Raw genomic sequence first — 12059 nt, forward strand, 5'->3', positions numbered from 1 at the left:
GCCCCTGACCCCCCGGCCCGGCCGCCATCACGCGGCCGTCCGGATACCCGGCTGTGATCTTCTCTTGTCAGGCTTCGGTGTCATGAAGCGCATCCTCGCTCTCATTCCCCTGGCCGTGGCCCTGGTGTGCGCTCCGGCCGAGGCCGCCGTCGCGGACCCGGTCGTGGCGCTGAAGAAGCAGTTCGAACCGGGCCAGGGGGTCATGTTCCGCGAGACCACGCGCGTGCACTTCGACGACACGTACGCGCTCGGGGGCGAGACCGAAGGCAAGATCGAGCTGGACGCCAAGGGTGTCGTGGCCGCCGAGTCGGCGCGCACGCCCACGTTCAGCCCCGAGCTGCTGGAGAAGACGAAGGACCTCACCGACCCCGAGGAGCTGGAGACCGAGCTCGAACGGGTCTACACGATCAGTATCGACGGCAGGCTGTACGTCAACGGCGGGACCGCGACCAAGGGCTTGCCCGCCACCAAGCTCTGGGCGCCCAGCCCCGGCCTGCCCGGCGACGCCGCCTTCCAGGACCAGGCGGTCAACGTCTTCGAACCGGCCACGCTGAAGAAGCTGATCACCACCGGCAAGCGGACCGGCGCCGAGTATCGCGGTTCTCTCACCCTCAAGGCCCTGTCGAAGGTGTCGCCGACCGTCCGCTGGCGCTTCCCCGGCGCCGCCGACGACGGGGTGCGGGTGCACTGGCGGCTCTGGCTGGACGACCGCGGTCTCGTTAAACGGTTGCTCACCACGTGGACGGTCCGCACCAATGACGACATGCTGATGACGAAGCGGACGGACTCCCGCTACTTCGACTGGGGAACCGCCGTGCACGTCACACCGCCGCCGGCGGAGAACGTCGCCACCTGGAAGGAGATCCAGGACGCGGCGTAACCCCTCCGATGGTCACCCCTCGCGCGGCCCGGTGAAGTGGGTGACGAACCAGTCGCGGGCCAGGTTCGCGACCTGCTCCAACGCCCCCGGCTCCTCGAACAGGTGCGTCGCCCCAGGCACGATCTCCAGCTTGGCCTCGGACCGCAGGTGCCGCTGCGCCTCCTCGTTCAGCTCCACCACCACCGGATCACGTCCGCCCACGATGAGCAGCGTCGGCGCGGACACGTCGGACAGCCGGGCCCCGGCCAGGTCGGGCCGGCCGCCGCGCGAGACGACGGCGGCGATCGTGTTGCCCGGCTCGGCCGCGCCCCACAGCGCCGCCGCCGCACCGGTGCTGGCGCCGAAGTAGCCGATGGGCAGCCCGGCGGCGGAGTCCTGCGCACGCACCCATTCGGTACGTCCCAGCAGCCGTTCGGCCAGCAGCCCGATGTCGAACACGTTGGCCCTGTCCGCCTCCTCCTCGGGTGTGAGCAGGTCGAACAGCAGCGTGCCGAGACCTGCCCGGTTGAGCGCGTCGGCCACGTAGCGGTTGCGCGGGGAGTGCCTGCTGCTTCCGCTGCCGTGCACGAACAGCACCACTCCCTGCGCGGCGTCTGGGACGATCAGGTCGTCGGACACCGGACACACACCTCCCCCTCATGCCCCGGTTCCGGGGATCATTCCCCGGTTTCGGAGAACGTGTCCCCTCTTTCATGGAATGCCAGCCCGCCGGCCGTCGCGAGCGCCGCCTGCCTGGTGTCGTACCTGGTGAACTGCACGACGATCGGGACGTCCGAGTCGACCACCACCGCGTACGGCGTGTCGAGCAGCAGCGCCCGGGGGTCGATCAGGTCGCCGAGTCCGATCAGGCGCAGCCGCCGCGCGCCGACCTCGCAGTGGAAGGGGCCCACCTGCTCGTCCTCGCCGTAGGCCATGAGCTCGACCTGGGCCTCGCGCGTTCCGGTGTTGAGCAGGGCGAGCTGGTCCCTGCTGCTCATCTCGGGTTCGGGCCCGTGCGAGCCCATCGGCACGCGGACCCCGGGGACGACCCACCGGGTACGTCCGAGCGTCATCGCGCCACCCCCAGCAGGTCGCGCAGGTAGGGGGTGAGGAACAGCCCGCCGGGGTCGAGGCGCCGCCGGGCGGCGAGCCACCGGCCGGCCATGGGGTAGCGGGACAGCAGCGCCTCGCCCTTGAGCGTGAACAGCTTGGCCCAGTGGGGGCGGCCCCCGTGGGCCTGGAAGATCGGTTCGAGGTCGGCGAAGTAGTCCAGGTAGGGCAGATCCTGGTTCTGGTGCAGCGAGATCGTCACGGTGTCCCGGCCGTGCGCGGTACTGAAATAGGCGTCATCCGCCGCGATAGTGCGATAAAGCACGCGCCAGGCGACATGTCGGAGGTGGCGGGCGCGCACCCGTTCCCGTACCTCCGCGAAACACGCCGGCCCGGCCTCGGCGGGCAGCGCGTACTCCATCTCGTGGAAGCGCAGCTCGCGCACCCGGGGCAGCACGTCGGCGCTCCAGCCCACCATGTCACGCTCCGACCCCCTGCGTACCTCGTGGTCGGGCCGGTCGTCGGTGATCTCGTTGATCCGGCGCAGCTTGACCTCGTCCTTGCGGGGATACCAGTAGAAGTCGAAGTTGCGGTTCTCGGCCGCCAGCTCGTCCAGCCGGTCGCGGACCTCGCGCCACGGCGCGCAGCGTTCGCTGCGGTGCACCCGGAAGGCGGGCACCAGGCGCAGCGTGAGCGCGGTCGCGATGCCGAGCGCGCCCAGCGACACGCGGGCCGCGCGCAGCAGGTCGCCGTCGTCCTCGCCGAGCTCCAGCACCTCGCCCGAGGCCAGGACGAGCCTGACCCCGGCCAGCTGGGTGGACAGGTTGCCCAGCGTGCGGCCGGTGCCGTGGGTGCCGGTCGCGAATCCGCCCGCCAGGGTCTGCCGGTCGATGTCGCCGGTGTTCTCCATGGCCAGGCCGACCTTGAGCAGCTCCTGCCCGGCCCGGTGGATGGGGGTGCCCGAGCCGAGCGTGGCGCGGCGGGCATCGGCGTCGTGCGAGATCAGCCCGTCGAAGTGGTCGAGCGAGACGAGCAGCCCGTCGGTGCGCACGAGCGGCGCGGAGGAGTGACCGGAGCCCACCGCCCGGACCGTCCTGCCGTCGGCGGCCGCCTGCCGCAGCAGCTCGCTCAGCTCGCCCTCGCTCGCAGGGCTGACCCGGTCCGCGGGGGTGAACCGCAGACCGCCCGACCAGTTGGCGAACTCCGTCATATCGGATAGGCGATGGTGGACAACAGGGCGTTCTCCGCCTGCCGGGAGTCGAGCCTGCTGTGCTGGACGACCACCGGCACGTCGCTGCGGATCACCGACGCGTACGGAGTGTCACGGGGAATCGGCTCGGGATCGGTCAGGTCGTTGAACCGCTGGTGCACCGTCCTGCGGGCCGGGACCACCAGCCGGTAGGGCCCGGCCGGGTCGCGGTCGGCGAAGTACACGGTGATCTCGATCCTGGCATCGGCGTCGCCCGCGTTGAGCACGCAGGCGCTCTCGTGGCTGAGCATCTCCGGCCCGGGCCCGGTGCTGCCCGACGGGATGTATCCGTCGGCGATCGCCCAGGTCAGAGCCCCTACCGCTGCCCCTGCCGCTGCGCTCATCGCCACTCCCGTCGTCGCCTACAGCTGTGCCGCTACCCGAAGAAGCGCGGCTCTATCCGCCGGGATGCGGGGCAGGAGCGTTCGTCATGGAGACGGAGTCCGGGCGCAGGAGGAAGGACCTGGCCCGCTCCCCGATCGAGCGCGTCGTAGCGGGGGGCGCGGCGGCGCTCGCCCGGCTGCGCAAGCTGGGCTTCGGCGACTGGCTGCGTACGGAGCGTGACGAGTTCGTCCAGACGGTCAAGGTGACGGTCGCGTGCATGCTCGCCTGGTGGCTGGCCGCGTCCGTGCTCGAACTGGACCTGCCGGTGCTGGTGCCGATCGGCGTGCTGCTGACCGTGTCGGCCACCGCCTACAGCACGATCATCAGGGGCATGCAGCAGGTGGGCGCGGTCATCGCCGGGGTCGCCGCGGCCACCCTGCTGATCTGGCTGCTCGGCGTGAACACGCTGACGCTCGGCGTGCTGGTGACCGCGGGGCTCGTCCTGTCGCGGCTGCTCAACATGCCCGCGCAGAACGTGCAGATCCCGATCACGGCCCTGCTCGTCCTCTCGCTCGGCCGCAACTATGGCCTGGCCAGGCTGGCCGACGTGCTGCTCGGCGCGGGCATCGGCATCGTGGCGAACCTGCTGATCCTGCCGCCGCGCTTCGTGGAGAAGGCCGCCAAGGAGCTGTGCGACCTGGCCGACGAGATGTCCGACCTGGCCGACGACATGGCGGACGGCCTGGACGCCGACTGGGACGAGGACGTCGCCAGGGACTGGCTGGATCGCGCCCGCGGCCTGGCCCAGCGCCTGGAGGACACCGAAAACGCGGCCGAGCAGGCCGCCGAGTCCATCAGGCTGTCGCTGCGCCGCCACCGCTACAAACGCCGGCTGGAGCAGGTCGCCGAGGCCGCCGCCTGTCTCGATCACGCCTGCACCCAGTTCAGGGGCATCGCCAGGGCGCTGACCGACCTCATGGCCGGCGTGCGCGGCCTGCCCGAGCGCCCGCCCGAGCTGCCCGGCTCACTCGCGGACGCGCTGCGGGCCCTGTCACGGATCTTCCACCGCTTCGGCCTGCTCCTGCTCGGCCGGGGCAACACCAAGGACCTGCGCGCGCTCAACGCCGCCCGGCGTGAGTGCGCGCGGCACCAGCGCACGCTGACCGGCGACTTCGAGGCCACGGTCAGGCAGGACGCCGACCTGTGGCCGCTGTACGGCGCCATCGTGGAGGACTGCGCCAGGATCACGCACGAGTTCGACCCCGAACACGGCCCGCACCGCGCCGCGTTCCCGCCATACCGGCGTTCGTGAATCGTCGGCTGTGCGGTGCGCGGTCCGGGTGAACCCGGCTATGCGGCGAGCAGTTCGGTGAGCCGGCGCACCGCGAACGGCACGAGTTCCCGCACCGGCAGCAGCCGGCAGGCCGCCGCGCCCACCATGACCTCCTTGATCCCGGCGTGCGCCTCGAAGTCGCCGCCCACGGTGGGGAAGTGCGTGCTGTTGTCGTCGCCCACGTCGAGCGCCTCGGCCCAGACCCGCTCGCCGTCCACCTCCATCGGGAAGCGGCGCAGCTTGAGCCGCGGGTGCGGCGTCAAGGTCTCGGCGTAGTGCAGGAAGGTGTTGCGGTTGTGGCCGACGCCGATGAGCAGGATGTGCGCGCCCAGCTCGTGCAGGCGGCCGAACGGCGACACGCGGCCGACCGCGAACCCGAGCGTCTGCCGTCGCACGATGTCGGCGGCGAGCGGGCCGACCGCGGCCAGCGAGACCTGCGGGTGGCCGCCGCGCACGCTGTCGGGCCGGGAACGCAGCGCCTCCGGGACGGCGCCCATGGGCGAGGGCAGCTCGGGGTGGAAGGCGGGCACGGCGTCGCGCCGCGCCCGCAGCGCCGTGTCTGGCACGCCCGAGTGCTCCGGCTCGGGGTCGGTGACCTGCGGGGTGAATGTGGGCACGACGACGTTCCCGGCCGGGCCGACCGCGGCGAGCAGGCTTTCGACCACGGTGGCGGCGCCGCCCTCGACGCGGCCCAGGCTCGACAGCGAGGAGTGCACGACGATCGTCATTCCGTCGTGCACCCCGGCCTCGCGCCAGCCGCGGGCCAGGTCGGCGGCGGTCAGCGGGTGCTCGTGCATGTGACTCCAGTCCGGTCAGGCGCTGCTCTCAGGCCGGAATCTCGTCCGACGGTGCTCTCTGGTGGGAACCCCGACAAGGGTGCGAAGATTCCACCATGATCGACGCCGAGACCGGCTGGTACTTCATGCACGCCTCGATCAAGGGCGTGGTCGTGGTGGACGGCGAGATCCTGCTCTGCAGGAACCCGCGTGACGCGTGGGAGCTGCCCGGCGGCTGGCCGGACCGGCAGGACACCACGCTGGCCGAGGTGGTGCGGCGCGAGGTCATGGAGGAGACCGGCCTCGACGTGAGCGTGGGTCCGGTCGTCGGGGCCGAGATCTTCGAGATCAAGGGCGGCAAGGTGCTCATCGTCGCCCTGCTGGCCACCGCGCCGGGCCCGGTGTCGCCGCGGATCAGCGAGGAGCACAGCGCGGTGCGCTTCTTCCCCGCCGACCGGCTGCCCGACGACCTCGAAGCGGGTTACGCCCCGCTGATCGAGGCCGCCGTGCAGCGGCTGAACGACGGGGCGCCACCCGGCCCCGAGTGAGAGGTGGCGCCCCGCCGCGTACTCAACCGGCGAACAGCGCGGTGACGAACTGCAGAAGATGCCAGGCCACGTACGCGCTGAGCGAGCAGTACGCCCACTCCTTGGCCCGGGTGATCCTGGACACCCAGCGCAGCGACTCCGCCGGCTCCGGCCGCGACCGCAGCGATCTGACGATGAAGTACGCCGACACGAGCCATGCCAGCCCCGACAACACGACCAGCCCGGACGACAGGACCGCGAGCAGCCCCGACCCGGCCTCGCCCGCGCCTGCGGCGAACTGGCGTATCCACGCGGCGAGCACGCCGGCGAGCAGGGTGACCGCGATCCACCGGTCCTTGCGTGCCTGTCGCCTGAGCCATTGCAGGTCTCGGCGTAGATGGTTCCCGAGCATCCGGATCACCTCCGATGGACTGTGGCTGTGAGAACAGCTAACGGGAGAGGCCCATCGGGGATCTGCGACGTCACATCCGAAAATTCACGACATTTCGCGGAGTTCTGCGGTCGCCTGCTTCACTTCGAACACGTCGCCGACCTCTTCCAGGATCCGCACGGCCGCCGTGAGATGACTTCTGGCCGACTCGCGGTCGCCCAGCCGGCGGAAGATCCCGCCGAGCACGCGTGAGGCGCACCCGAGGTCGCGCCGCGTGCCGCACCGCAGATGCACGTCCCTGGCCTGCCTGGCGTGGACCAGGGCCTCCTCGGGCCGGTCCAGGTCGAGCAGCACCATGGCCAGCGTGGTCAGCGCGGCCGCCCAGCGGTCGCGGGTGCCGCTCTCGTGCAGCAGCTCGACGGTCTGCCTGACGGGTTCGAGCGCCGCCGCCGGCCTGCCCGCCGTGTGCAGCGCCTGCGCGATCGACAGCAGCGCGCTGGCCCGGTCGTCGCGGGTCTCCTCCCTGATCGTCAGCGACGCCTTGGCCGCGCGCAACGCGTGCCTGTGCTGGCCGAGCGAGAGGTAGGTGTAGGCGAGCGTCTCCTGCACGTCGGCCTCGGTACGCCGGTTGCCCGTGCCGCCGGCCAGGTCCAGCGCCTCCAGCGCGTACACGAACGCCACCTGCGGCTGCCCCTGGCGGCGGCGCACCCTGGCCAGCCGGTTGAGCATGCGTGCCTCGACCGGCCGGTCACGGATCACCCGGCTGATCGCCAGCGCCTGGCTCAGGTACTCGTCGGCGCGCAGGTAGTCCGACAGCCGCCAGTGCACCAGCCCGATCTCGCCCAGCGTCTCGGCCTTGCCCTGCTCGTGGTGCAGCTCCACCTGGACGGTCAGCGCCTGCTCGAAGTGCGCCAGCGCCTCGTCGTAGCGCGAGCCGTTGCGTGCGATGCGGCCCAGCGTGCACAGCGCCCGGCCGCACCCGTGCTGGTCACCGGTGGCGGTGTAGCCGGCCAGCGCGCGTTCCGCGTCGCGCTGGGCGTCCTCGGGCAGCCGCAGCGAGTCGTAGATCTGGGCCAGGCACAGCAGCGTCTCGGCCTCGGCGTGCTCGTCGCCCAGCTCGTGGCAGATCGACAGCGCCTCCAGGCCCTCGTTGAGCGCGGCGTTCGGCTCGCCCAGGTTCTGCTGCACCCGGGCCAGGATGATCAGGCTCTGCGCGGTGCCCCGGCGGTCGCCGAGCTCCTCGCGTACGTCCAGGGCCTGGCCGGCGTGCTGCAGCGCGAGCTCGTGCCGCTCCTGCGACAGATACAGCCGTGACAGCGTGTGCAGGCAGCCGGCCACCCCGGCCTGGTCGTCGATCTCCCGGTACAGGTCGAGCGCCTCGGCCGCGCACGTCAGCGCGTCGTCGTTGTTGCCGGCGATGCCGTGCACCTCGGCCAGGTCGTTGAGCGCGCGGGCGCGGCCCTCGCTGTCGCCGAGCGAGATGAAGTCGGCCAGCGCCTCGCCGATGAACCTGGCGGCCAGCGTGGACGGGCCGATGTCGCGGTGGATCGAGCCGAGGTGGCTGCGCATGAGCGCGATCGCCCGCCGGTTGCCCACCTGCAGCGCCGAGCTCAGCCCGGCCTGCTGGATCTCCAGGTCGTTCTCGTAGTAACGCAGCTTCCTGAACGGCTCGAACACCGCCTCGGCGAGCTGCCAGGCCATGCCGTACGCGCCGCTCTCCTCGGCCATCCGCACCGCCGAGACCAGCGAGCGGCGCTCGGCCTCGAACCACTCGCGCGGCGTGTCGGACGCGGTCGCGACGGCCAGGTAGTGGTCGAGCAGCCGCGCCCTGGCCTCGCGCACCCCGGCCTCGGCGTGCCTGCCCAGCTCCTTGGCCAGCCGTTTGACCAGGTCGTGCACCCGGTAACGCGGCCCCTGCAGCGGCTCGACCAGGTACGCCCGATGCAGCCCCTCCACCGCGACCACAGCCTCGCTCACCGACACCCCCAGCGCCGCCGCCAGCACCTGCGGCGTGAAATCGCGCCCGGGCAGCAGCCCGACGTGCCTGAACGCCCGCCGCTGCGACGGGCTCAGCGACTCGTACGCCAGATCCAGCGCCGACCTGAACGCCTCCTCCGGGTCGCCCGTCAGCGGCCGGTCGGGACCGCGCAGCTCGCGCACCCGCGACTGCACGCTCAGCTCCGGGTTCTCGGCGAGCTTGGCGGCCGAGATGCGCAGCGCGAACGGATGGTAGGAGCACACCTTGGCCAGCTCGGCCAGCGCGTCGCGGTCGGCGGCCCGCGGCGAGTTCTCGCCCAGCACGGCCACCAGCAGTGCCACCGCGTTGCCCGGGTCGAGCACCTGCAGATCCATCAGGTCGGCGTGCCCGGTGGCGTGCAGCGCGGCCATCCTGGTCCTGCTGGTCACCAGCACCACGCAGTCCTTGCTGCCGGGCAGCAGCACGCGTACCTGCTCGGCGTCGGCGGCGTTGTCCAGGATGAGCAGCAGCCTGCGCCCGGCCATCCTGCTGCGGTACAGCAGCATCAGCTCGGCCTCGTCGGCGGCCGGCATGTGCTCGCCGAGCCCGAGCGAGCGCAGGATCTGCCCCAGCGCCTCGGCCGGGGTCATCGGCGGCTGGCTGGGCGACTGGCCGCGCAGGTCGATGACGATCTGACCGTCGGGGAAGCGGTCGGCGTTCATGTGCGCCCAGTGGGTCACCAGCGTGGTCTTGCCCACGCCGGGCAGGCCCTGCACGACCATGGTGTTGGTGCGGCGCGTGCGGTCGAGCCAGGAGTTGAGCAGGTCGAGGCTCTGCAGGCGGCCGGTGAAGTCGGGCACGTCGGCGGGCAGCTGGCGGGGCCGCGGCACCTCGCCGACCAGCAGCGGTCCCGTGCGGGCGCCCGGCCTGGTGAGGAACGGCGTCACCCGGCCGTCCCAGGGCGCCGACAGGTGTTCCCAGCTGCCCGCCTCGGCGCGCAGGGCGGCCGGGTCGGCGATGCGCAGCCGCCGGTAGCCGGGACGTACCAGCCAGCCCTTGCGCACCCAGAGCGTGAGCTGGCGCTGGACCACGTCGGGCGAGCTGCCCACCAGGTCGGCCAGCGTCTCCATGGACAGCGGCGGCGCGTTCTCCCCGGCCAGCGTGTAACGCTCGTCCAGGTTCAGCAGCCACACCGCCAGCCGCGCCGCGACCGGCGCCCTGGCCAGCGACTCGTGCCTGCGTGCCGCAACGTGCCTGGCGAACAGCACCTGCACCAGCGCGGTGGCCACGGCCGGGTTGCCCGAGGCGTGCTCGCGCAGCCGGCGCAGGTCGATCGGCCAGGCGCGGACCTCGGTCAGCGCGTCGACCTTGGCCCGTTCGCCGGGGCTCCAGAAGGCCAGCTCACCGATGAGGTCGCCGTCGGCCCGCAGGTCGTGCAGGGACTCCCGCTCGCCTTCCGGCGTGTATTCGCGCGCGTAGCCGTAGTGGATCAGGTAGACGCGGCTGGCCTGGCGTAACGGCGCGCAGATGGTCTCGTTGCGACGAAAGATCCGCGGCGCGCCTTCGTCGGCGAGCGACCTGAGCAAACCCACCCCGACACCACCCATCTCGGGACGGCGGTGTCCACGACGTAACAGGTAAACGACGGCCCTGACGACGACCTGTCACATCAGTTCAACCCCGGGAGCCGGGACTGTCAACGGCGCGGCCGCTCACACGTGCGCGGAATCAGCCCGATCGGGGACGAAACGGTAGCCGACGTTACGCACGGTGCCGATCAGCGATTCGTACTCGGTGCCCAGCTTGGCGCGCAGCCGCCGCACGTGGACGTCCACCGTGCGGGTGCCGCCGAAGTAGTCGTAGCCCCACACCTCCTGCAGCAGCTGCGCCCGGGTGAACACCCTGCCGGGGTGCTGCGCCAGGTACTTCAGCAGCTCGAACTCCTTGAACGTGAGGTCGAGCACCCGGCCGCGCAGCCGCGCGGTGTAGGTCGCCTCGTCGATCGACAGGTCGCCGCTGCGGATCTCGTCGGGCACGTCCTCGCCGCCGGGCTGCGAGATGCGCCCGACGGCCATGCGCAGCCGGGCCTCCACCTCGGCCGGGCCGGCGCTGTCGAGCAGCACGTCGTCGACGCCCCATTCGGCGGTCATCGCGGCCAGGCCGCCCTCAGTGACGATCACCAGCAGCGGGCAGTCGATGCCGGTCGTGCGGATCAGCCTGCACAGGCTCTTGGCCTGCATCAGCTCCTTGCGCGCGTCGACGACGACGGCGTCGGCGGGCGGTGCGTCGATGAGTGCGGAGGCCTCGGCGGGGGCGACGCGGACCGAGTGGAGCAGCAGCCCCAGCGCCGGCAGCACCTCGGCGGACGGCTCGAGGGCGTTCGTCAGCAGGAGCAGGTTGCTCATCACGGCCTCCTCAAACACACAAGGACCCGGGGGCTACGTCGCCCAGGTCCCTGTGAGCGAGGATATCCCACGAGTATTGGCGTGTTCATTGGGCGTCCACCAGGTGAACAACGGGTCCGATGCAACGAACTCGTTAATGACGTCGCACAATGGACCGAAGTCGATTGTGAGGTTCTATGGCCAGGGGAAAGATTCGTTATTGGGCGGCCGCCAAGGAAGCGGCGGGAGTGGCGGAAGAGGCCTTTGAAGCCGCCACTCTTGGTGAACTCATGACGAAAATCACAGAGAACCGGGACGATCTCGCCCGGGTGGTGAGCCGATCTTCGTTCCTGGTGGACGGCTCGCCGGTGGGCAAGCGCGCGCACGACGACGTGCGGCTCGGCGACGGCGTGACCGTGGAGGTGCTGCCACCCTTCGCAGGTGGGTGAGCGGGCGGGTGAGCGGGTGCTCGTCTGGGGAATGAGGTTCGCGCTTAGTAAGCTCTTGACCCCCGGGCTGAGACAGGGAGCACCATGCGCAAGCTGCTCGTTTTCCTGATCGTGCTGATCGTTCTCCTCGTCGCACTCGACCGGGTCGCCGTCGCCGGGGTGCAGCGCGACCTGGCCACCAGGATCGCCGCCTCCTCCGACCTCAGCGGCACCCCCACGGTCACCATCGAAGGAATTCCCTTTCTCACTCAGGCCGTCTCCGGCCACTATCCCGAGGTACGGTTCGAGCTCGGCACGCTCACCTACGGCGGCGTGCCGATCGAGAACCTGCGCGGCGTCGCCTACGACGTCACGGCCCCGCTGGCCGACGTCCTGCAGAACCGGGCCGACATCAGGGCCCGGCGCGTGACCATCTCGGGCACCCTGACCAGGGCGACCGTCGACAAGTTCGCCCCGCGCGGCGTCAAGATCAGCGGCAACGGCCGGCGGCTCGTCGCCTCCGGCGAGGTGATGGTGGGGGTGACCAAGATGAAGTTCACCGCGGAGATGCGGGTCGAGGTGGTCGACGGCGGGCTCAAGCTCCAGGCCGAGAAGATCCAGGGCCTGCCCGCCCAGGCCGCGCAGTTCGTCTCGTACACGATCCCGTTCAAGGGCAAGCTGCCCTTCGACGTGCGGGTGACCGGGGTAAAGAGCGTGGCCGGCGGTCTGCAGATCTCCGCCGAAGCGACTGACGTGCCGATTCGTGGATGAGCGTGAACCG

General features: G+C 71.3%; 13 protein-coding genes. 5 read left to right on the forward strand and 8 right to left on the reverse strand.

Annotation, left to right across the window (positions count from 1 at the left end; all coding sequences use genetic code 11):
• Positions 1 to 82: 82 nt before the first annotated feature.
• Positions 83 to 880, forward strand: a complete 798-nt coding sequence (locus HII36_RS14920) for a hypothetical protein (protein ID WP_173523766.1) — start codon at positions 83 to 85, stop codon at positions 878 to 880.
• A gap of 12 nt (positions 881 to 892) precedes the next feature.
• Here HII36_RS14920 and HII36_RS14925 read toward each other — a convergent pair whose 3' ends face one another.
• From HII36_RS14925 to HII36_RS14940, 4 genes are read right to left on the reverse strand one after another with little or no spacing between them, the layout of a single operon-like run.
• Positions 893 to 1498: a dienelactone hydrolase family protein gene (locus HII36_RS14925; protein ID WP_328807715.1), complete on the reverse strand. Its 606-nt coding sequence runs from the start codon at positions 1496 to 1498 to the stop codon at positions 893 to 895.
• 38 nt (positions 1499 to 1536) lie between these two features.
• A complete protein-coding gene (locus HII36_RS14930) occupies positions 1537 to 1932 on the reverse strand; it encodes a sensory rhodopsin transducer (RefSeq protein WP_173523768.1) in 396 nt (131 codons plus the stop codon).
• Positions 1929 to 3119: a D-arabinono-1,4-lactone oxidase gene (locus HII36_RS14935; RefSeq protein WP_173523769.1), complete on the reverse strand. Its 1191-nt coding sequence runs from the start codon at positions 3117 to 3119 to the stop codon at positions 1929 to 1931. Before HII36_RS14935 ends, HII36_RS14930 begins: the two co-directional genes overlap by 4 nt.
• The gene (locus tag HII36_RS14940) at positions 3116 to 3502 is read right to left on the reverse strand and encodes a sensory rhodopsin transducer (RefSeq protein WP_173523770.1); all 387 of its coding nucleotides are present in this window, start codon (positions 3500 to 3502) and stop codon (positions 3116 to 3118) included. Before HII36_RS14940 ends, HII36_RS14935 begins: the two co-directional genes overlap by 4 nt.
• A gap of 86 nt (positions 3503 to 3588) precedes the next feature.
• Between HII36_RS14940 and HII36_RS14945 the strand changes: the two genes are divergently transcribed.
• Positions 3589 to 4794, forward strand: coding sequence for an FUSC family protein (locus tag HII36_RS14945; protein ID WP_173523771.1), 1206 nt, complete (start codon positions 3589 to 3591; stop codon positions 4792 to 4794).
• Between the two features lie 38 nt (positions 4795 to 4832).
• Here HII36_RS14945 and HII36_RS14950 read toward each other — a convergent pair whose 3' ends face one another.
• Positions 4833 to 5612: an aminoglycoside N(3)-acetyltransferase gene (locus HII36_RS14950; RefSeq protein WP_173523772.1), complete on the reverse strand. Its 780-nt coding sequence runs from the start codon at positions 5610 to 5612 to the stop codon at positions 4833 to 4835.
• 95 nt (positions 5613 to 5707) lie between these two features.
• Here HII36_RS14950 and HII36_RS14955 point away from each other — a divergent pair, with 95 nt between their 5' ends.
• Positions 5708 to 6139, forward strand: a complete 432-nt coding sequence (locus HII36_RS14955) for an NUDIX domain-containing protein (RefSeq protein ID WP_173523773.1) — start codon at positions 5708 to 5710, stop codon at positions 6137 to 6139.
• A gap of 22 nt (positions 6140 to 6161) precedes the next feature.
• Here HII36_RS14955 and HII36_RS14960 read toward each other — a convergent pair whose 3' ends face one another.
• From HII36_RS14960 to HII36_RS14970, 3 genes are all read right to left on the reverse strand, one after another.
• Positions 6162 to 6530 (reverse strand): hypothetical protein, encoded by a 369-nt coding sequence (locus tag HII36_RS14960; protein WP_173523774.1) that lies wholly within the window; start codon positions 6528 to 6530, stop codon positions 6162 to 6164.
• An 84-nt stretch (positions 6531 to 6614) separates the two neighbouring features.
• Positions 6615 to 10058, reverse strand: a complete 3444-nt coding sequence (locus HII36_RS57865; protein WP_173523775.1) for a tetratricopeptide repeat protein — start codon at positions 10056 to 10058, stop codon at positions 6615 to 6617.
• Positions 10059 to 10178: 120 nt separating this feature from the next.
• Positions 10179 to 10871, reverse strand: a complete 693-nt coding sequence (locus HII36_RS14970; protein WP_173523776.1) for a response regulator transcription factor — start codon at positions 10869 to 10871, stop codon at positions 10179 to 10181.
• Between the two features lie 176 nt (positions 10872 to 11047).
• Here HII36_RS14970 and HII36_RS14975 point away from each other — a divergent pair, with 176 nt between their 5' ends.
• Positions 11048 to 11299 (forward strand): MoaD/ThiS family protein, encoded by a 252-nt coding sequence (locus HII36_RS14975; protein ID WP_173523777.1) that lies wholly within the window; start codon positions 11048 to 11050, stop codon positions 11297 to 11299.
• A gap of 84 nt (positions 11300 to 11383) precedes the next feature.
• The gene (locus HII36_RS14980; protein WP_173523778.1) at positions 11384 to 12049 is read left to right on the forward strand and encodes an LmeA family phospholipid-binding protein; all 666 of its coding nucleotides are present in this window, start codon (positions 11384 to 11386) and stop codon (positions 12047 to 12049) included.
• Positions 12050 to 12059: the final 10 nt, after the last annotated feature.

This window comes from Nonomuraea antri (assembly GCF_013283785.1).
Taxonomy (GTDB): Bacteria; Actinomycetota; Actinomycetes; order Streptosporangiales; family Streptosporangiaceae; genus Nonomuraea; species Nonomuraea antri.

Coding starts and splice junctions, on each gene's coding strand:
- HII36_RS14920 (WP_173523766.1), top strand. CDS start 83: ATGAAGCGCATCCTCGCTCTCATTCCCCTGGCCGTGGCCCTGGTGTGC.
- HII36_RS14930 (WP_173523768.1), bottom strand. CDS start 1,932: ATGACGCTCGGACGTACCCGGTGGGTCGTCCCCGGGGTCCGCGTGCCG.
- HII36_RS14935 (WP_173523769.1), bottom strand. CDS start 3,119: ATGACGGAGTTCGCCAACTGGTCGGGCGGTCTGCGGTTCACCCCCGCG.
- HII36_RS14940 (WP_173523770.1), bottom strand. CDS start 3,502: ATGAGCGCAGCGGCAGGGGCAGCGGTAGGGGCTCTGACCTGGGCGATC.
- HII36_RS14945 (WP_173523771.1), top strand. CDS start 3,589: ATGGAGACGGAGTCCGGGCGCAGGAGGAAGGACCTGGCCCGCTCCCCG.
- HII36_RS14950 (WP_173523772.1), bottom strand. CDS start 5,612: ATGCACGAGCACCCGCTGACCGCCGCCGACCTGGCCCGCGGCTGGCGC.
- HII36_RS14955 (WP_173523773.1), top strand. CDS start 5,708: ATGATCGACGCCGAGACCGGCTGGTACTTCATGCACGCCTCGATCAAG.
- HII36_RS14960 (WP_173523774.1), bottom strand. CDS start 6,530: ATGCTCGGGAACCATCTACGCCGAGACCTGCAATGGCTCAGGCGACAG.
- HII36_RS14970 (WP_173523776.1), bottom strand. CDS start 10,871: ATGAGCAACCTGCTCCTGCTGACGAACGCCCTCGAGCCGTCCGCCGAG.
- HII36_RS14975 (WP_173523777.1), top strand. CDS start 11,048: ATGGCCAGGGGAAAGATTCGTTATTGGGCGGCCGCCAAGGAAGCGGCG.
- HII36_RS14980 (WP_173523778.1), top strand. CDS start 11,384: ATGCGCAAGCTGCTCGTTTTCCTGATCGTGCTGATCGTTCTCCTCGTC.